Genomic DNA, 17,250 nt, shown 5'->3' with positions numbered 1-17,250 from the left:
AACAAATGTTAGGTCGAAAGGTGGCTTATGGGAATCACCACGAGCAGTCACGGCGACGGCATCGCCGAGGTCGTCATGGACGCGCCACCGGTCAACGCGCTGACCGTGCGAGGCTGGTTCGACCTGGCCGACGCCCTGCGGGAGGCCGGACGCGACCCCGGCACGCGCGTCGTGGTGCTGCGCGCCGAGGGGCGCGGGTTCAACGCCGGGGTGGACATCAAGGAGATGCAGGCGAGCGCCGGCTTCGACGCGCTGGTGGGGGCGAACCGGGGCTGCTATGCGGCCTTCGCGGCGGTCTACGACTGCGAGGTCCCGGTGATCGCGGCGGTGCACGGGTTCTGCCTGGGCGGCGGCGTCGGCCTGGCAGGCAACGCCGACATCGTCGTGGCCGCTGAGGACGCCTACTTCGGGCTCCCTGAGGTGGAGCGCGGCGCGCTCGGCGCGGCCACCCATCTGGCCCGGCTGGTGCCCCAGCACCTGATGCGCGCGATGGTGTACACCTGCCGCAACGTCACGGCGGCCCAGCTGCACGCGTTCGGCTCGGTGCTGGAGGTCGTGCCCGCCGACCGGCTCCGCGACGCCGCGCTCGCCGTGGCGGCCCAGATCGCCGCCAAGGATCCGCAGGTCATCCGGCGGGCGAAGGAGTCCCTGAACGGCATCGACCCGGTCGACGTCAAGCGCAGCTACCGGTACGAGCAGGGCTTCACGTTCGAGCTCAACCTGACCGGCGCCGGCGACCGGCACCGTGACGCCTTCGTCGCCGACGGGGTGAAGTGATGGGCGCCGTGATGTCGGTCGAGGAGATCGTCGGCTCGCTGGAGAGCGGCATGACGATCGGGATCGGCGGCTGGGGCTCGCGGCGCAAGCCGATGGCCCTCGTCCGGGCGATCTGCCGTTCCTCCCTCACCGACCTGACCATCGTGTCGTACGGCGGGCCGGACGTCGGGCTGCTGTGCGCGGCGGGGAAGGTCCGCCGGGTGGCCGCCCCGTTCGTGACGCTCGACTCGATCGCCCTCGAACCGCACTTCAGGGCCGCCCGCCAGAGCGGGGCGGTGCACTTCACCGAGTACGACGAGGGCATGTTCATGTTCGGCCTGCTCGCCGCGGCGCACCGGCTGCCGTTCCTGCCCACCCGGGCCGGGCTCGGCTCGGACGTCATGCGGGTCAACCCCGGCCTGCGCACCGTCCGCTCGCCGTTCGAGGACGGGGAGGAGCTGGTCGCGGTGCCCGCGCTGACGCTGGACGCGGCCCTCGTGCACCTCGACCTCGCCGACACGCGCGGCAACGGGCAGTACCTCGGCCCCGACCCCTACATGGACGACCTGTTCGCCAAGGCCGCCGTCCGCTGCTACCTGTCCTGCGAGCGGATGGTCGAGCCCGGCGAGCTGGCAGGCCCGCCGCAGACGCTGCTGGTCAGCCGCATGCACGTCACGGGGGTGGCCGAGACGCCGAACGGCGGCCACTTCACCGACCGCGGCCCGGGGCAGCCCCGGGACGAGGCGTTCCAGCGGCACTACGCGGCCTCGGCGGCCGGCCCGGAGGCGTGGGCGGAGTTCACCGGCCGCTTCCTGTCCGGCGACGAGGCGGCCTACCAGGAGGCGGTACGCCAGTGGCACGAGGAGGAGCGACGATGAACGGCGCGACCCGCGCGGAGGTCTGCGTGGTCGCCTGCGCCGAGGCGTGGCGCGGCGACGGCGAGATGCTGGCCGCGGCGATGGGCACCTGCTCGATCCTGGGAGCCCGGCTGGCCCGGCTCACGTTCGAGCCCGGGCTGCTCACCACCGACGGCGGCGCGCTGCTCACGGCGGAGCCGGTGCCGCTCGGCGCGCCCGCCGGCGCCGTCGAAGGGTGGCTGCCCTTCCGCGAGCACCTGTGGCTGGTGCAGAACGGGCGGCGGCACGTGATGATGGGCGCCTCCCAGATCGACAGGCACGGCAACACCAACATCTCCGCCATCGGTGACTGGGCGCGGCCGAGCTCACAGCTTCTCGGCGCGCGCGGAGCCCCCGGCAACACCATCTGCAACCCGACGAGCTACTGGATCCCCCGGCACTCGACCCGCGTCTTCGTGCCGAAGGTCGACATGGTCAGCGGCGTCGGCTTCGACCGGGCGGCCGAGCTGGGGCCCGAGGCCTCCCGCTTCCACGCCCTGCGCCGCGTGGTGACCGACCTCGGCGTGTTCGACTTCCGCACGCCGGACGGGTCCATGCGGCTGGTCTCGGTGCACCCCGGAGTCGACGTCGGCCAGGTGTCGGCCGCGACCGGGTTCGACCTGGAGATCGGCGGCGACGTCCCGGAGACCCGGCGTCCCACCGATGAGGAACTGCGGCTGATCCGCGAGGTACTCGACCCGGCGTCCGCGCGCGACCGGGAGGTCCGGGCGTGATCGGGCAGATGCTGGACACGCCGCTGACCCGTCTCACCGGGGTCCGCCATCCGGTCGTGCAGACCGGTATGGGGTGGGTGGCGGGCCCACGGCTGGTCTCCGCGGTGGCGAACGCCGGCGGGCTGGGCATCCTCGCCTCGGCCACGATGACCCTCGGCCAGCTCGCCTCGGCGATCGAGGAGGTCCGCTCCCGCACCGGCGCACCCTTCGGGGTCAACCTGCGCGCCGACGCCTCCGACGCGGGCGAGCGCGTCGAGCTGCTCATCAGGAACCAGGTGAAGGTCGCGTCGTTCGCCCTGGCCCCGCGCCAGGAGCTGATCGCGAAGCTGAAGGACGCGGGCGTCGTGGTGATCCCGTCGGTCGGCGCCCGGCGGCACGCCGAGAAGGTCGCGGCTTGGGGCGCCGACGCGGTACTCGTCCAGGGCGGCGAGGGCGGCGGCCACACCGGCCCGGTCGCGACCACGCTGCTGCTGCCCCAGGTCGTCGACGCGGTGGACATCCCGGTGATCGCCGCCGGGGGCTTCTTCGACGGGCGCGGGCTCGCGGCGGCCCTGGCGTACGGCGCGGCCGGCGTGGCGATGGGCACCCGCTTCCTGCTGACCTCCGACAGCTCGGTTCCGGACGCGGTGAAACAGGCCTACCTCGGCATGTCCGAGACGGTGGTCACCCGCCAGGTGGACGGCATGCCGCACCGGGTGCTGCGCACATCGCTGGTGGACGGGCTGGAACGATCGGGCACGGTGTCGGGGCTGGTCCGCGCGGTCCGCAACGCCGCGCGGTTCAAGAAGATCTCCGGCATGTCCTGGCCCGCGATGATCCGCGACGGCCTCGCCATGAAGCACGGCAAGGAGCTGAGCTGGTCCCAGGTCCTGATGGCCGCCAACACCCCGATGCTCCTGAAGGCCGCCATGGTGGACGGCCGCCCCGACCTCGGCGTAATGGCCTCCGGCCAGGTCGTGGCCCTCATCAACGACCTGCCGGCCTGCGAAGAGCTGATCGACACCATCATCACCCAAGCCACCGACGTCCTGCGCGCGCTGGGCACGAAGCCAATTGACTGAACGCCATACGACCCGGCTGTGCAGGCAGGGCGACCTACCGGCAGGACGGCGACATCCCGCCCGAGCGCGGCGTCTCGCAAGTCGCCTGCCTCCTCCATGGCCGGACCGAAAGTCAGATTCGGGTCAAGGTGGTGATGAGGCGGGCTCGGTGGGTGGTGGGGGAGCCCCAGGCGGTGTGCAGGGTGCGGGCCTTACGGATCAGGAGGGTGGGGTCGTACTCGTCGGTGTAGCCGATGGCGCCGTGCACCTGGAGGGCGATCTTGGCCGCGGTGTAGGCGGCCTCCGACGCGGCGACCTTCGCCGCGGACACCTCGCGCGGGAAGTCCGGTGAGCCGCAGGCAAGGGCCGCGCCGTGTACCAGCGGGCGGGCGTACTCCAGCCCGACGAGCGCGTTCGCCAGGTGGTGCTTGACCGCCTGGAACTCGCCGATCGGCCGTCCGAACTGCCGCCGCGTCCTCGCGTACTCCACCGTCACCTCCAGCAGCCGGCGTCCGATCCCGACGAGCTGGGCGGCGCAGACCAGCACACCCATGTCGTACGCCTCGGCGGCGGCCACCGCCACCGCCGGACCGGAAGCCGGCACATCGCCCGGCACGACGGTGAAGAGCCGGCGGGCCGGATCCAGCGAGCGGTAGGGCTCGCGGGGGGTGGCGGTGTGCAACACCTGGCGGTCCGCGGTGAGGACCAGGTGGGCGGTGTCGGCGTCCAGGGCGTATGGGACGGCCGGGGGCAGGGTGAGGGAGACGACGGCGGTGCCCTCGGCGATCCGGGGCAGCCACGCCGCGGCAAGGGGTCCATCGCCCCGCACCCCGGTGAGCGGCTGGTCGCCCAGCCGGTCGAGCAGGACGGCGGCGGCGACGGTCTCGACGTACGGCCCCGGCGCGCCGTGCCGGCCGAGCTCGTGGAAGGCGGTCACCAGTTCCACCGGGAGCAGCCCCGCGCCGCCCGCGTGTTCGGGCACGGCGATCGCGAGGACCCCGGCGCCGGCCAGCGAGCGCCACAGGGCCAGGCCGGGCTCGTGCGTCCCGGCGGCCCAGTCGCGGACCACGCCCGGCGTGCCGGCCTCGGTCAGCAGCTTGTCCAGGGTCTCGCCGAACAGCTTCTGCTCGGCGTCGAGGATGAACCTCACGGCCGCCTCCCGATCGTCCTCATCGTCCTGGTCGTGTCGTGTTCCCGCATGCGGCCATGTGCGCGGTCGCGCTCGTGTACGGCGCGGTGGTCGTACGAGTGGTTCCGCCCGCGCGCGCGTGTGTGGTGGCGCATGTTTCAGCGTCCTGTTCTGGGGAGGCCGAGGACGCGTTCGGCGATGAGGTCGCGCTGGATCTCGTTGGTCCCGGCGTAGATCGGGCCGGCGAGGGAGAAGACGTAGCCCTCCAGCCACTCGCCCGCCAGCTCGCCGTCCGGGCCGAGCAGGTCGAGGGCCGTCTCGTGCAGCGCCAGGTCCAGTTCGGACCAGAAGATCTTGTTGATGCTGGACTCCGCCCCGACGTCCTCGGTACGGGAGATCGTCTCGAAGCCCTTGAGCCGGTAGGCGCGGGCTTTGATCCACGCGTCGGCCACCCGGTCGCGCAGCGCCGTGTCGGCGGGGTCGCCGTGCGCGCGCCAGAGCTCGAGCAGCCGGTCGGCGGCGGCGAGGAAGCGGCCGGGGCTGCGCAGGGTGAGTCCCCGCTCGTTGCCCGTGGTGCTCATCGCGACGCGCCAGCCCTCGCCGGGCCGGCCGATGACATCGCGGTCGGGCACGAACACGTCGTCGAAGAACAGTTCGGCGAAGGCGGGCTTGCCGTCGATGCGGCCGATCGGCCGGCGGGTGATCCCGTCGGCGTCCAGCGGGAACATCAGGTAGGTCAGGCCGCGGTGCCGTTCGGCCTGCGGGTCCGAGCGGAACGGGCCGAATCCCCGGTCGGCGAAGGCGGCGCGCGAGCTCCAGGTCTTCTGGCCGTTCAGCAGCCAGCCGTCGTCGGCGCGGGTGGCGGTGGCGCGCAGGGAGGCGAGGTCGCTGCCGGCGCCCGGCTCGGACCAGGCCTGGGCCCAGATCACCTCACCCGAGGCCATCGGAGGCAGGATGCGGGCGAGCTGTTCGGGCGTGCCGTGCTGGAACAGGGTCGGCGCGAGCAGGTTGATGCCGTTCTGGCCGACCCGGCCCGGCGCCCCGGCGGCGTAGTACTCCTCCTCGAAGACCAGCCACTCCAGCGGGGTCGCGTCCCGCCCGCCGTACTCGCGCGGCCAGGACACCACCGCCAGGCGGGCCGCGTGCAGCTCGCGCTCCCAGGCGCGGTGGGCGGCGAAGCCCTCCTCGGTCTCCAGCGAGGGCAGGGGGGTGGCGGGGACGTGGGCGCGCAGCCACGCGCGGACCTCGGCGCGGAAGGGTTCGACGGCCGAGAGATCAAGATCCATCGGCGGCCGCCTTCATGCTCTTGGGGTCCATCCCGGCCAGGGAGTCGGCGGAGGTCTCGGCGTTGTGCGCGTGGGCGAGGTGGTGCAGGCCGAACACCGAGTCCATCCCGGCGTGCATGCCTTGCAGGTCCTCGGCCTGGTTGACCGCCTTCTTGGTCAGGGCCAGGCCCATGCGCGGCATGGTGGCGATCCGCTCGGCCAGCGCGAGGGTCTCGGTCTCCAGCTCGGCGGGGGGCACGACGCGGTTGACCATGCCCACCTCGTACGCGCGCCAGGCGGGCATCCGGCCGCCGGTGAACAGGAACTCCTTGGCGACGCGCGGCGGCATCATCCAGGGGTGCGCGAAGTACTCCACGCCGGGGATGCCCATCCGTACCACGGGATCGGCGAAGAAGGAGTCGTCGGCGGCGACGATCAGGTCGCACACCCAGGCGAGCATGAGCCCGCCGGCGATGCAGGCGCCCTGCACCATCGCGATCGTGGGCTTCGGGATCTCCCGCCACCGCCGGCACATGCCGAGGTAGACCTCCGACTCGCGGGCGAAGCGGCTCTCCGCTCCTTCCTTGCCCACGTGGTCCCACCACAGGGACGCCTTGCGGTCGAAAGAAACGTGCGCGTCCCGTTCGGGGCTGCCGATGTCGTGCCCGGCGGAGAAGTGCTTGCCCTCGCCGGCCAGGACGATCACCTTGACCTCGTCGTCGGCCACGGCCCGGTAGAAGGCCTCGTCCAGGGCGTAGGTCATCGCGGAGTTCTGCGCGTTGCGGTACTCCGGGCGGTTCATGGTGACGACCGCCACGGGTCCGCGCCGCTCGTAGCGCACTACGGTCATGAGACCCTCGATTCTTTCTAACAAGTATTTGATAGAGTAACCCACGTGAAGCTCAGCGAGGAGGACCCGGCCGTCCCGGAACGGGCCCGGGCGACGGCCGGCGCGCCGCCGGCATACATACCCGGTCACGGCCTGCTGCGCGACCGGGTGGCGGTGGTGACCGCCGCGGCCGGCACCGGCATCGGCGGCGCCTGCGCCCGGCGCATGCTGGAGGAGGGCGCGCGCGTGGTGATCAGCGACGCCCACGAACGGCGGCTCGGGGAAGGCCTGGCCGGGCTGGAGAAGGAGTTCGGCGCGGCCCGCGTCACCGCCGTTCCCTGCGACGTCACCTCCGAGGAGCAGGTCCAGAACCTGCTGGCCACCGCCGAGGAGCGGTTCGGCCCGGTGGAGGTGATGGTCAACAACGCCGGGCTCGGCGGCACGGCCAAGCTCGTGGAGATGACCGACGAGCAGTGGGCCAGGGTGCTCGACGTCACGCTGACCGGCACCATGCGCTGCACCCGGGCCGCGCTGGCCCGCATGCAACCGAGGGGCGGCGGCGTGATCGTCAACAACGCCTCGGTGATCGGCTGGCGGGCCCAGGAGGGTCAGGCCCACTACGCCGCGGCCAAGGCGGGCGTCATGGCGCTGACCCGGTGCGCGGCGATCGAGGCCGCGCCGTACGGAGTGCGGGTCAACGCGGTGGCCCCGTCGCTGGCCATGCACCCGCACCTGGCGAAGGTCACCACCGAGGAGCTGCTGGAGGAGCTGACCCGCAAGGAGGCCTTCGGCCGGTACGCGGAACCCTGGGAGGTGGCCAACGTTATCGTCTTCCTCGCGAGCGGCTACTCCTCCTACATGACCGGGGAGGTCGTCTCGGTCTCCAGCCAGCACCCCTGAGAGGTCGACTTTCCGATGAGCCCACGACGCCGAGACTCCGAGAGCACCGCCGTCGCCCGAGCGGGGCGACGGGCCGAGCTCCTCGCGACCGCGGCCGAGGTGTTCGCGTCCCGTGGATACGCCTCCACGACGGTCAGGGAGGTCGCCGACGCGGCGGGCATGCTCGGCGGGAGCCTGTACTACCACTTCGACTCCAAGGAGTCGATGGTCGACGAGATCCTTTCGGTCTTCCTCAACGACATGTGGACCGCCTACGACGAGGTGATCGGCGCCGGCCTCGGCGCCAGGGAGACCTTCCAGGCGCTGATCGTGGAGTCGTTCCGCTGCATCGACCGATACCGGCCGGCCGTGGTGATCTACCAGAACGAGTCCAAGCATCTATCGACGAACCCCCGTTTCTCGTACCTGCTCGACTCGCAGCGGCGGTTCCGCGAGACGTGGCTGTCGATCCTGGACCGGGGCGTCACCGACGGGATGTTCCGTGCCGAGCTCGACACCGGCCTGATCTACCGCTTCATCCGCGACACGGTCTGGCTGGCCGCGAGCTGGTACCGCAGCGACGGCCGGCTGTCGGCCGACGAGATCGCCAGGCAGTACATCGCGATGGTCCTGGAAGGGATCCTGACAACCTGAGGAGTTCCGATGGCGGAGGCATACATCGTCGCGGCGGTGCGCACCCCGGTGGGCAGGCGGGGCGGCGGCCTGGCCGCGGTTCACCCCGCCGACCTGGGCGCGCACGCGCTGAGCCAGCTCATGTCCCGCTCCGGGGTCGACCCGGCGGCGGTGGAGGACGTGATCTTCGGCTGCCTGGACACGGTCGGCCCGCAGGCGGGGGACATCGCCCGCACCGCGTGGCTCGCGGCCGGGCTGCCCGAGGAGGTGCCCGGAGTCACCGTCGACCGGCAGTGCGGCTCCTCTCAGCAGGCGGTGCACTTCGCGGCCCAGGCCGTGATGTCGGGCACGAGTGACCTGGTGGTGGCCGGCGGCGTGCAGAACATGTCGCAGATCCCGATCGCGTACGCCTTGCGCGGCGCCGCCGACGCGCTCGGCTTCACCGAGGGGCCGTTCGTCGGCTCGCGCGGATGGCGGGCCCGGTACGGCGACCAGGAAGTATCCCAGTTCCGCGGCGCCGAGATGATCGCCGAGCAGTGGGACATCTCCCGCCGGGACATGGAGGCGTTCGCCTTCGAGTCCCACCAGCGCGCGATCCGGGCGATCGACGAGGGACGCTTCGAGCGCGAGATCGCCCCGCTGGAGGGCGTGTCGGCCGACGAGGGCCCGCGCCGCGACACCTCCTTGGAGAAGATGGCGGGGCTCAAGCCCCTGGAGGAGGGCGGACGGCTCACCGCCGCGCTCGCCTCGCAGATCTCCGACGGCGCGGCGGCGCTGCTGATCGCCTCGGAGGCGGCGGTGAAGGCGCACGGCCTGCTGCCGCGCGCCCGCGTCCACCACATCTCCGCGCGCGGAGAGGACCCCATCCGCATGCTGTCCGCCCCGATCCCCGCGACGGCGTACGCGCTGAAGAAGACCGGCATGTCGATCGCCGACATGGACGTGGTCGAGATCAACGAGGCGTTCGCCCCGGTCGTGCTGGCCTGGCTGAAGGAGACCGGAGCCGACCCGGCGCGGGTGAACCCGAACGGCGGCGCCATCGCCCTCGGCCACCCCCTCGGCGCCACCGGCGCGCGGCTCATGACCACCCTGCTCCACGAGCTGGAGCGCACCGGCGGCCGGTACGGGATGCAGACGATGTGCGAGGGCGGCGGCCAGGCCAACGTCACCGTCATCGAACGCCTTTAGGCCGGTTCACCCTGTCGTGCCAGGAGAGCGCCGATGGTCAGGAAGGCGGCTCTCCTGGCAGACTGCGGTGAATGAGATGCAGCCAGTGTGACCGGCGGGACCTGCAGCCGGGCTTCGTCGAGGACAGTGGCGAGGGATCCCGGGGCTATGCGCGCTGGATCGAAGGAGCGCTCGAACGCGGCGTCTTCGGCGGCGCCAAACGGCTGGGCAAGCCCCGCTGGATCATCGACGCGTACCGCTGCACCCACTGCTCCCACCTCGAGTTCTTCGCCCGCCCACCGGAGTAGCGAGGCACCTGCTCAGGCCGGGCGGAGTGGCGAGACACCCGCTCAGGCCGGGCGGCGTTCGACGCGCGCGGCTCCCAGCATGGAGACGGACCGACCGATCCGGAACCGGTCGACCGATCCGGAGCTGACCGGCCGACGTGACCCGGCTCGCGCAGAGCCGGTTCCCCGACGACCAGAGGACCACCAGTGCCGCGTGATCTGGACGCCCTGCTCTCCGACGACCTGTCACCCGAAGGTACTCCCGCCTACCTCGCCTGGACCGGGCCGCCGGTCGGCACGCGCGCCCCTCGGGCGGCCATCTCCGGTCCGGGGCCGCGGGTCGAGCTCGACGGCCTCTGGCGCTTCCACTGGGCGGAGCGGGCCGCCGGGGCGCCGGCCGGCTTCGCCGCGCCCGGGTTCGACGACGGCGGCTGGGACGACCTGCCGGTGCCCTCGCACTGGCAGCTCCACGGGTACGGCCGCCCCTGGTACACCAACGTCCAGTACCCGTTCCCGGTCGACCCGCCGCACGTCCCGGACGACAACCCGGTCGGCTCCTACCGGCGGTCGTTCCTGCTCGGCGCGGACTGGCGGGCCGCCGTGGCGGCGGGCGGGCGGGTCGTGCTGCGCTTCGAGGGCGTCGATTCGACCGCCGTGGTCTGGCTCAACGGCGAGCCGCTCGGCCTGACCGTGGGGTCCAGGCTGCCGGCGGAGTTCGACGTCACCGGCCACCTCGTGGACGGCGAGAACGTGCTGGCGGTACGGGTGCACCAGTGGTCGGCGGCGAGCTATCTCGAAGACCAGGACATGTGGTGGCTGTCGGGCGTCTTCCGCTCGGCCGGCCTGGAACTGCTGCCGGCAGGAGTGCCGTCCGACGTGGTGGTGCACGCCGGCTACGACCCGGCCACCGGCCACGGGCTGCTGCGCGTCGAGTCCGACGTGCCCGCCTCGGTGGAGATCGCCGAGCTGGGCGTGTCCGGCCGTACCGGAGAGGACCTGGCCGCCGGCCGGGTCGAGCCGTGGAGCGCGGAGACCCCGCGGCTGTACGAGGTGATGATCGCCACGCCGGCCGGTGGGGTCACCGTCGCGGCCGGCTTCCGCCGCGTCGCCATCGAGGGCGGCACGTTCCTCGTCAACGGTCGCAAAGTGCTGCTGCGCGGGGTGAACCGGCACGAGTTCCACCCCGAGCGCGGCCGGGCGCTCACTTTCCAGGACATGCTCGACGACGTGCTCATCCTCAAGCGGCACAACGTGAACGCGGTGCGCACCTCGCACTATCCGCCGCATCCCCACTTCCTCGACCTGTGCGACCGCTACGGACTGTACGTGGTCGACGAGTGCGACCTGGAGACCCACGGGTTCGAGTCGCGGGGCTGGGAGCGCAACCCGCCGGCCGAGCCGATGTGGCGCGAAGCGCTGCTCGACCGGATGCGGCGCATGGTGGCCCGCGACCGCAACCACCCGAGCGTGGTCATGTGGTCCCTCGGCAACGAGGCGGGAACCGGCGCCAACCTCGCCGCCATGTACGACTGGGCGAAGCGGGCGGACCCGGGCAGGCCCGTGCACTACGAGGGGGACCAGGAGACCCGCTACAGCGACGTGTGGTCCCAGATGTACCCGGCGGCCGGGCAGGTGGCAGCCATCGCGCGGCGGGCCGAGCCGGCGCTGCCCGACGCCGCGCAGGACGCGGCCCGGCGGGCGAAGCCGTACATGCTGTGCGAGTACGCGCACGCGATGGGCAACGGCCCGGGCGGGCTGCTGGAGTACCGCGAGGTGCTGGAGTCCAGCGACCGGTGCATGGGCGGGTTCGTGTGGGAGTACATCGACCACGGCCTGGCCACCACCGACGAGCGGGGCCGGGCGATCTTCGGGTACGGCGGGGACTTCGGCGAGTCGCCGCACGACGGCAACTTCGTCTGCGACGGGCTGATGTTCGCCGACCGCACTCCGTCGCCGGGCATGGCCGAGTACGCCAAGATCATCGAGCCGGTGCGCATGGAGGCGGCCGGCCCGGGACGCCTGAGGGTCCGCAATGTCCAGGACCACATCGGCATCACCCACCTGGAGTTCGGCTGGACCGTCGAGGTCGACGGCGTAGAGGCGGGCAAGGGCGGCCTCGCGGTGCCGGAGCTGTCCCCGTGGGAGAGCGTCGAGCTGGACGTCCCCGCGGACGCGGCGGCCCTCGCCGGCCCCGGCCGGTCGTTCCTCAACCTGAGCGCGCGACTGGCCGCCGCCACCGCCTGGGCGCCCGCCGGTCATCTCGTCGCCTGGGGCCAGATCCCCCTGACCGACCCCCATCCTGGCGAGCCCCGGCCGGACGCCCCAGAGGCGGGCGGATTCCAGCCGGCTGACTCTCGGCCGGGTGAGTACCAGTCGGATGAGCCTCGACCAGGTGAGTACCAGCCGGGTGAGCCTCGGCCGGCCGCGCCCTCGCCGGAGGTCCTGACGCGGGCACCGGTCGCGCCGGTACGAGACGGTCGGCTGCTTCGCCTCGGCCCGGCCGTCTTCGACCTGACGCGCGGCGAGTTGCGCGAACTCGCGGGCACGCGCGTCGCGGGACCCCGGCTGGAGCTCTGGCGCGCCCCCACCGACAACGACCGGCTGGGCCGCTACCCGGAGGGCACGCCGGCCGCGATCTGGGAGGCCGATGGGCTGCACCGCCTCACCCACCGGCTCGTCTCGGCGCGGGAGGAGCCCGACGGGGTCGAGTTCACGGTGCGGACCGCGGCGGCCGGACTCCGGGACGGCGTCCTCACCCGGTACCGGTGGCGGGCCGACGGCGGCGTGCTCGCCGCCTCGATCGCCGTTACGCCGCAGGGCTCCTGGGAGCACCCGGTGGCCCGGCTCGGCTGGACGTTCGAGCTGCCCGCCGAGTACGACTCGGTCACCTGGCTGGGCGGCGGCCCCGGCGAGGCTTACGCCGACACGCGCTCGGCGTCCCGGTTCGGGCTGTACCGCCGCGCGGTCGCCGACCTGCACACTCCGTACGCCAGGCCGCAGGAGAACGGGCAGCGGCTCGACGTCGCGTGGGTGGAGGCCGCCGGCCCCGGCGGCGGGGTCAGGCTGGCGGGGGAGCCGCTCTTCGGCTTCACCGCGAGCCGGTACTCGCCGCACCGCCTGGCGAGCACGCCGCACGAGGGGTCGCTGGTCGCCGAGGACGTCCTGTACCTGCACGTAGATCTGGCGCAGCAGGGCATCGGCTCCGCGTCCTGCGGCCCGGCCCTCCCGGCGGCACACGAGGTGCGCCTCACCGCGGCGTCCTTCGAGCTGCGCCTGACCCCGCCGGGTCCGGCCACCGGCCGCCGATGACGCCGGGGCTACCCGGCGGGCCTCTCCCCGCGCTCTACGCCGGGCGCTCCTCGTCCTCCTCGCGCAGCACCCGGTCGGCAACGGCGAACGCGGCGTTGGCCGCCGGGACCCCGCAGTAGACGGCGGTCTGCAGCAGGACCTCCTGGATCTCCTCCGGAGTCAGCCCGTTGCGCAGCGCGGCGCGCACGTGCATGGCCAGTTCCTCCAGGTGGCCGCGCGCCACCAGGGCCGTGAGCGTGACGCAGCTGCGGGTCCGCCGGTCGAGGCCGGGACGGGTCCAGATCTCACCCCAGGCGTAGCGGGTGATGAAGTCCTGGAACGTCGCGGTGAAGGCCGTGGTGCCGGAGACGGCCCGGTCGACGTGCCGGTCGCCGAGCACGGCCCGGCGCACGGCCATCCCGGCCTCGTGCCGGGAGCGGTCGTCGCCCGGCCGCCCGGCGGCCGGAGCGGAGCCGGCGGAGTCGTCATGCGCGCCAGAGGCGGGTCCGGCGGAGTGGCCGGGGGTGGACGCGATGGCGGGATCCGCGGCCGGCCCGGTGGTGGCGGCCAGGTGTGCGAGCAGGACGGCCAGTACGGGGGCCGGGCGCTCGACGCCCGCGAGGTGCGCGGCGTGCGCGACCTCGGTGAGGGACGCCCCCGGGATGCCGTCGGCCAGCTCGCGGGCATGGCGAGGCGGGGTGGCCGGGTCGTCGCGACCGGCGACCACCAGCGTGGGCACGGTGACATCCGGCAGCTCGGCCCGCAGGTCGTACCCGGCCAGCGCGTCGCAGCAGGCGGCGTACCCGGCCGGGTCCGCGGCGCGCAGGTCCGCCGTCAGCGCCGCCGCGGCCGGGGAGTCCACGAACGCGGGGGTGAACCAGCGCGCGGTGGCCGTGTCCGCCAGAGGATCGGTGCCCTTGGCCCGCACCAGGGCGGCGCGCTCGTGCCAGGACTCCGGCTCACCGAAGCGCGCCGAAGAGCACACCATGGCCAGCGAACCGAGCCGGTCGGGGTGGTGAAGGGCGAGCCAGAGGCCGACGGCTCCGCCGAGCGAGATGCCCGCGTACGCGAAGCGGTCCACGCCCAGCGCGTCGGCGAGGCCGAGGACCAGCCGTCCCAGGTCGGCGACCGTGGTCGCGCCCGGCGCGGTGCTCGGCAGAAGATCGGCGGGTGAGCCGCCGTGCCCGGGCAGGTCCCAGCGGATCACCTGGTGGTGACGCGCCAGCGCGGAGACCTGAGGCTCCCAGACGGCCAGGCTCGTCCCCAGCGAGGGCCCGAGGACGAGCGGCGGCGCCGTGGCCGGTCCGTCCACGCGGTGGTGGAGCATGCGGGGTGCGGCAGTGGTCATGACGTGGTCTCCGCGCGGGAAGCGATGGTGGTCGGAATGGTCGTCTCCTTCTCCGGCGGCGGGGAGGCGACGGCGGTCACGATGGCTCCTGCTCGCGCAGGGCGCGGTCCACCAAGGGGCCCGCCGAGCCCAGGTAGCGTGCCGGGTCGAGGAGGTCGCGCGGGCCGTCCCCGGGAAGGGCCGCGATGGCGTCCGGCTCCTCCCGCAGGGCCTCGGCCAGGCCGACGCCCTCCTCGGCGGCGCGGCGGGATGCCCGCGTCGCGACCCGCTTGGCCCGCTCACGGCCGATGACGGCGGCCAGGGCGATGGTGAGGCGTTCGGCGACGACCAGGCCGCCGGTCAGGGCGAGATCGTCCCGCATGCGCGCCGGGTGCACCTGGAGCCCTTCGGCCAGCTCGGCGGCGGCATCGGCGGCGCCGCCCACCAGGCGCAGGGCTTCGCGCATCGGCTGCCACTCCGCGTGCCAGGCTCCCGCAGGACGCTCGTCCTCGGCGGCGAGCGAGCCGAAGAGCACGCCGGCCAGCGCGGGCACCTGCCGGGCGGCCGCGGCGATGAGCACGGCCCGTACCGGGTTGGCCTTGTGCGGCATCGCCGAGGAGCCGCCGCCACCGTGCTCGGAGACCTCGCCGATCTCGGTACGGGACAGCAGCAGCACGTCCGCCGCGAGCTTGCCCAGCGCCCCCGCGGCGAACGCCAGCGCCCCGGCCAGGTCGGCGATGGGCGCGCGCAGGGTGTGCCACGGCAGCACGGGCTCGGCGAGCCCCGTCTCCGCCGCGAAGGCCGCGACCAGCCGCAGCCCGATGTCACCGGCCGGGCCTCCCCCGGCGGCGCGGACGTCCGCGGCCGTGCCGGTCTCCGGCGTGGTGCCGGACTCCCCGGCGGCGCCCCCGTCCTCGAATTCCTCGAAGGCGTGGAAGGCGGCGAGCGTGCCGGCGGCGCCGCCGAGCTGGGCGGGGAGCGCTGCCCGGACCGCCGCGAGGCGGTCGCGGGCGCCGAGGACGAGGCTGCGCCAGCCCGCGGCCTTGAGCCCGAACGTGGTCGGCACGGCGTGCTGCGTGAGCGTGCGGCCGGCCATGGGGGTGTCGCGGTGCGCGGCCGCCAGTGCCGCGAGGGCGTGTGCCGTTCGCTCCAGGTCGGCCAGCACCGGCTCGAGCGCGCGCACCGCCACGAGCATGGCCGCGGTGTCCCAGATGTCCTGGCTGGTGGCGCCCCGGTGGACGTACGGGGCGGCGTCGGGCTCGCGCTCGGCGACGGCCGCGGTGAGGTCGGCGACCAGCGGGATGACCGGGTTGCCGCCCGAACGGGCGCGCAGGGCCAGGTCGCGGAAGTCGTACCGCGCCGTGCCGGCCGCCGCGGCGGTGACTGCGGCGGCGGCGGACGCCGGGGCGAGGCCCACCGTGGCCTGGGCACGGGTCAGCGCCGCCTCGGCGTCGAGCATGCCTCTGACGAACGCCGCGTCCCCGGTCGCCGCCTCGACGGCCGACCCCGCCCACACCGGTGCGAGCAACCCCACGTCGGCCGGCCCGCTCGGGCCGGAGTCCGCCGGATGGTCACCGCCGGCGTCCGCGGCCCCGTCTTGGCCGCCACCTGCCGGCTCGACGGCCGGTGGGCGCGACTCGGAGCCGTCAGTCGAAGGCAAGGAACACCGTCTCCTCGTGCGCACCGTCGTGCTGCAGGCGGATGTCGAACCCGTAGACCTTCTCGCGTTCCGGGACGGCGATCAACGTGGCGCGGCGGTGCGCCGGGAGGGCGGAAAGCAGCGGCTCGGCGGCGGGGTCGGTGAGTTCGGGCAGGTAGACGCGGGTGAACAGGTGGTGCAGCAGGCCGCGGGCGAAAACGCAGACCGAGATGTACGGCGCGCCGCCCGGCGGCAGCGTGCGTATCGCGTAGTGCCCGTCGGCGTCGGTGGAGACCCTCCCGAATCCGGTGAAGTCCAGGCCGTGCCGCCCGATCACCGCCCCGGTGACCTGGTCGCGGCGCAGCGATCCCGGGGCTCCGGCCCGTGACCCGTCGGCGGCCGGCTGCCAGAACTCCAGCATGGCGTCCGGTACGGGCCGGCCCGCCCCGTCGAAGACCCGGCCGTGCACCGTGACCGTGCCGGGATGCCCGGCCGGGGCGATGTCACCGCCCCCGGCGAAGGGCAGGGCGTAGCCGTAGAAGGGTCCTACGGTCTGGGACGCGGTGGGCTGCTGCGTCATCGGCTCTCCTCGATCCAGGTGGCGGACGGGCCGGACAGGATGATGTCCCAGCGGTAGCCGAGTGACCACTCGGGGGTGGACAGATCGTGGTCGTAGTAGGCGACGAGCCGCTCGCGGGCGGCGTCGTCGGTCACCGACTGCATGATGGGGTCGTAGGGGAACAGCGGATCGCCGGGGAAGTACATCTGCGTGACCAGCCGCTGGGTGAAGGCGGTGCCGAAGAGCGAGAAGTGGATGTGCGCGGGCCGCCAGGCGTTGACGTGGTTGCGCCAGGGGTAAGGGCCCGGCTTGATGGTGGTGAACGAGTAACGGCCCTCGTCGTCGGTGAGGCAGCGGCCGAAGCCGGTGAAGTTCGGGTCGAGCGGCGCCGGATGCTGGTCGCGCTGGTGCGCGTACCGGCCCGAGGCGTTGGCCTGCCAGATCTCGACGAGCTGGCCGCGCACCGGCCGGCCGTCGCGGTCGAGCACCCGGCCGGTGACGTGGATGCGCTCGCCGAGGGGCTCGCCGTGATGCTGCCGGGTGAGGTCCCAGTCGACGTCGGTGACGTCGGTGACGCCGAACACCGGGCCGCTCAGCTCGACCGCCTCGGGGTCGCGGACGTCGACCAGCGGCTGCCGCGGGTAGCGCAGCACGCTGCTGCGGTAGGGCGGGTAGGCGCGGTCGGGGTGGTCCCGGCGCGGCGCGCCGCCCTCGACCGCCTTGACGTAGGCCTGGCGCGCCTGGGCGATCTCGGCGCTGATGACCTCCTGCGTGAGCGGCGTCCCCTGTTCGGGGGATGGGGTCTGGGGGAGGGTCGTCATG

16 protein-coding genes are annotated in these 17,250 nt (G+C 73.6%); 9 read left to right on the top strand and 7 right to left on the bottom strand.

Annotated features, from left to right (window positions below; all coding sequences use genetic code 11):
* The first annotated feature begins 27 nt into the window (after positions 1-27).
* From MYF83_RS30120 to MYF83_RS30105, 4 genes are read left to right on the top strand one after another with little or no spacing between them, the layout of a single operon-like run.
* Complete coding sequence (locus tag MYF83_RS30120) at positions 28-777, top strand: enoyl-CoA hydratase family protein (protein ID WP_248964119.1); 750 nt, start codon at positions 28-30, stop codon at positions 775-777.
* Entirely contained in the window at positions 777-1,634 is an 858-nt protein-coding gene (locus tag MYF83_RS30115; protein ID WP_248964118.1) for a CoA transferase subunit A, read from the top strand. The genes MYF83_RS30120 and MYF83_RS30115 overlap by 1 nt, the downstream gene beginning before the upstream one ends.
* A complete protein-coding gene (locus MYF83_RS30110) occupies positions 1,631-2,386 on the top strand; it encodes a CoA-transferase subunit beta (protein ID WP_248964117.1) in 756 nt (251 codons plus the stop codon). The genes MYF83_RS30115 and MYF83_RS30110 overlap by 4 nt, the downstream gene beginning before the upstream one ends.
* Positions 2,386-3,447 carry an NAD(P)H-dependent flavin oxidoreductase gene (locus MYF83_RS30105; RefSeq protein WP_372500278.1) on the top strand — a complete coding sequence of 354 codons (1,062 nt, stop codon included), beginning with the start codon at positions 2,386-2,388 and terminating at the stop codon, positions 3,445-3,447. The genes MYF83_RS30110 and MYF83_RS30105 overlap by 1 nt, the downstream gene beginning before the upstream one ends.
* A gap of 112 nt (positions 3,448-3,559) precedes the next feature.
* Here MYF83_RS30105 and MYF83_RS30100 read toward each other — a convergent pair whose 3' ends face one another.
* From MYF83_RS30100 to MYF83_RS30090, 3 genes are all read right to left on the bottom strand, one after another.
* Complete coding sequence (locus MYF83_RS30100) at positions 3,560-4,576, bottom strand: acyl-CoA dehydrogenase family protein (RefSeq protein WP_248964116.1); 1,017 nt, start codon at positions 4,574-4,576, stop codon at positions 3,560-3,562.
* 137 nt (positions 4,577-4,713) lie between these two features.
* Positions 4,714-5,841 (bottom strand): acyl-CoA dehydrogenase family protein, encoded by a 1,128-nt coding sequence (locus MYF83_RS30095; protein WP_248964115.1) that lies wholly within the window; start codon positions 5,839-5,841, stop codon positions 4,714-4,716.
* The gene (locus MYF83_RS30090; RefSeq protein WP_248964114.1) at positions 5,831-6,670 is read right to left on the bottom strand and encodes an enoyl-CoA hydratase; all 840 of its coding nucleotides are present in this window, start codon (positions 6,668-6,670) and stop codon (positions 5,831-5,833) included. Before MYF83_RS30090 ends, MYF83_RS30095 begins: the two co-directional genes overlap by 11 nt.
* A gap of 45 nt (positions 6,671-6,715) precedes the next feature.
* Here MYF83_RS30090 and MYF83_RS30085 point away from each other — a divergent pair, with 45 nt between their 5' ends.
* The 5 genes from MYF83_RS30085 to MYF83_RS30060 all read left to right on the top strand — a co-directional run bounded on the left by MYF83_RS30085 (position 6,716) and on the right by MYF83_RS30060 (position 12,924).
* Positions 6,716-7,549 (top strand): SDR family oxidoreductase, encoded by an 834-nt coding sequence (locus MYF83_RS30085; protein ID WP_308201519.1) that lies wholly within the window; start codon positions 6,716-6,718, stop codon positions 7,547-7,549.
* Between the two features lie 15 nt (positions 7,550-7,564).
* On the top strand, positions 7,565-8,182 hold the full coding sequence (locus MYF83_RS30080; RefSeq protein ID WP_248964113.1) for a TetR/AcrR family transcriptional regulator: 618 nt from the start codon (positions 7,565-7,567) through the stop codon (positions 8,180-8,182).
* A gap of 9 nt (positions 8,183-8,191) precedes the next feature.
* Positions 8,192-9,349: an acetyl-CoA C-acetyltransferase gene (locus MYF83_RS30075; RefSeq protein WP_248964112.1), complete on the top strand. Its 1,158-nt coding sequence runs from the start codon at positions 8,192-8,194 to the stop codon at positions 9,347-9,349.
* A 71-nt stretch (positions 9,350-9,420) separates the two neighbouring features.
* Positions 9,421-9,636 carry a hypothetical protein gene (locus MYF83_RS30070; protein ID WP_248964111.1) on the top strand — a complete coding sequence of 72 codons (216 nt, stop codon included), beginning with the start codon at positions 9,421-9,423 and terminating at the stop codon, positions 9,634-9,636.
* Positions 9,637-9,822: 186 nt separating this feature from the next.
* Positions 9,823-12,924: a glycoside hydrolase family 2 TIM barrel-domain containing protein gene (locus MYF83_RS30060; protein WP_308201518.1), complete on the top strand. Its 3,102-nt coding sequence runs from the start codon at positions 9,823-9,825 to the stop codon at positions 12,922-12,924.
* A 34-nt stretch (positions 12,925-12,958) separates the two neighbouring features.
* Here the strand turns inward: MYF83_RS30060 and pcaDC are convergent, their stop codons facing one another.
* From pcaDC to pcaH, 4 genes are all read right to left on the bottom strand, one after another.
* Positions 12,959-14,251, bottom strand: coding sequence for a bifunctional 3-oxoadipate enol-lactonase/4-carboxymuconolactone decarboxylase PcaDC (gene pcaDC, locus MYF83_RS30055; RefSeq protein ID WP_248964110.1), 1,293 nt, complete (start codon positions 14,249-14,251; stop codon positions 12,959-12,961).
* A gap of 76 nt (positions 14,252-14,327) precedes the next feature.
* Positions 14,328-15,890 carry a 3-carboxy-cis,cis-muconate cycloisomerase gene (pcaB, locus tag MYF83_RS30050; protein WP_308201517.1) on the bottom strand — a complete coding sequence of 521 codons (1,563 nt, stop codon included), beginning with the start codon at positions 15,888-15,890 and terminating at the stop codon, positions 14,328-14,330.
* Positions 15,877-16,449, bottom strand: a complete 573-nt coding sequence (pcaG, locus tag MYF83_RS30045; protein ID WP_248964109.1) for a protocatechuate 3,4-dioxygenase subunit alpha — start codon at positions 16,447-16,449, stop codon at positions 15,877-15,879. The genes pcaB and pcaG overlap by 14 nt, the downstream gene beginning before the upstream one ends.
* Positions 16,446-17,249 carry a protocatechuate 3,4-dioxygenase subunit beta gene (gene pcaH / locus MYF83_RS30040; RefSeq protein WP_248964108.1) on the bottom strand — a complete coding sequence of 268 codons (804 nt, stop codon included), beginning with the start codon at positions 17,247-17,249 and terminating at the stop codon, positions 16,446-16,448. The genes pcaG and pcaH overlap by 4 nt, the downstream gene beginning before the upstream one ends.
* Position 17,250 lies beyond the last annotated feature (1 nt).

Origin of the sequence: Sphaerisporangium perillae, from assembly GCF_023276435.1 — a bacterium.
In the GTDB taxonomy this organism is placed as follows: domain Bacteria; phylum Actinomycetota; class Actinomycetes; order Streptosporangiales; family Streptosporangiaceae; genus Sphaerisporangium; species Sphaerisporangium perillae.
The sequence above is the reverse complement of the archived record's forward strand: the minus strand, read 5'-3'. Positions and strand labels throughout refer to the sequence as shown.

Coding starts and splice junctions, on each gene's coding strand:
- pcaG (WP_248964109.1), bottom strand. CDS start 16,449: ATGACGCAGCAGCCCACCGCGTCCCAGACCGTAGGACCCTTCTACGGC.
- MYF83_RS30120 (WP_248964119.1), top strand. CDS start 28: ATGGGAATCACCACGAGCAGTCACGGCGACGGCATCGCCGAGGTCGTC.
- MYF83_RS30080 (WP_248964113.1), top strand. CDS start 7,565: ATGAGCCCACGACGCCGAGACTCCGAGAGCACCGCCGTCGCCCGAGCG.
- MYF83_RS30090 (WP_248964114.1), bottom strand. CDS start 6,670: ATGACCGTAGTGCGCTACGAGCGGCGCGGACCCGTGGCGGTCGTCACC.
- pcaH (WP_248964108.1), bottom strand. CDS start 17,249: ATGACGACCCTCCCCCAGACCCCATCCCCCGAACAGGGGACGCCGCTC.
- MYF83_RS30110 (WP_248964117.1), top strand. CDS start 1,631: ATGAACGGCGCGACCCGCGCGGAGGTCTGCGTGGTCGCCTGCGCCGAG.
- pcaDC (WP_248964110.1), bottom strand. CDS start 14,251: ATGACCACTGCCGCACCCCGCATGCTCCACCACCGCGTGGACGGACCG.
- MYF83_RS30115 (WP_248964118.1), top strand. CDS start 777: ATGGGCGCCGTGATGTCGGTCGAGGAGATCGTCGGCTCGCTGGAGAGC.
- MYF83_RS30070 (WP_248964111.1), top strand. CDS start 9,421: ATGAGATGCAGCCAGTGTGACCGGCGGGACCTGCAGCCGGGCTTCGTC.
- MYF83_RS30095 (WP_248964115.1), bottom strand. CDS start 5,841: ATGGATCTTGATCTCTCGGCCGTCGAACCCTTCCGCGCCGAGGTCCGC.
- MYF83_RS30075 (WP_248964112.1), top strand. CDS start 8,192: ATGGCGGAGGCATACATCGTCGCGGCGGTGCGCACCCCGGTGGGCAGG.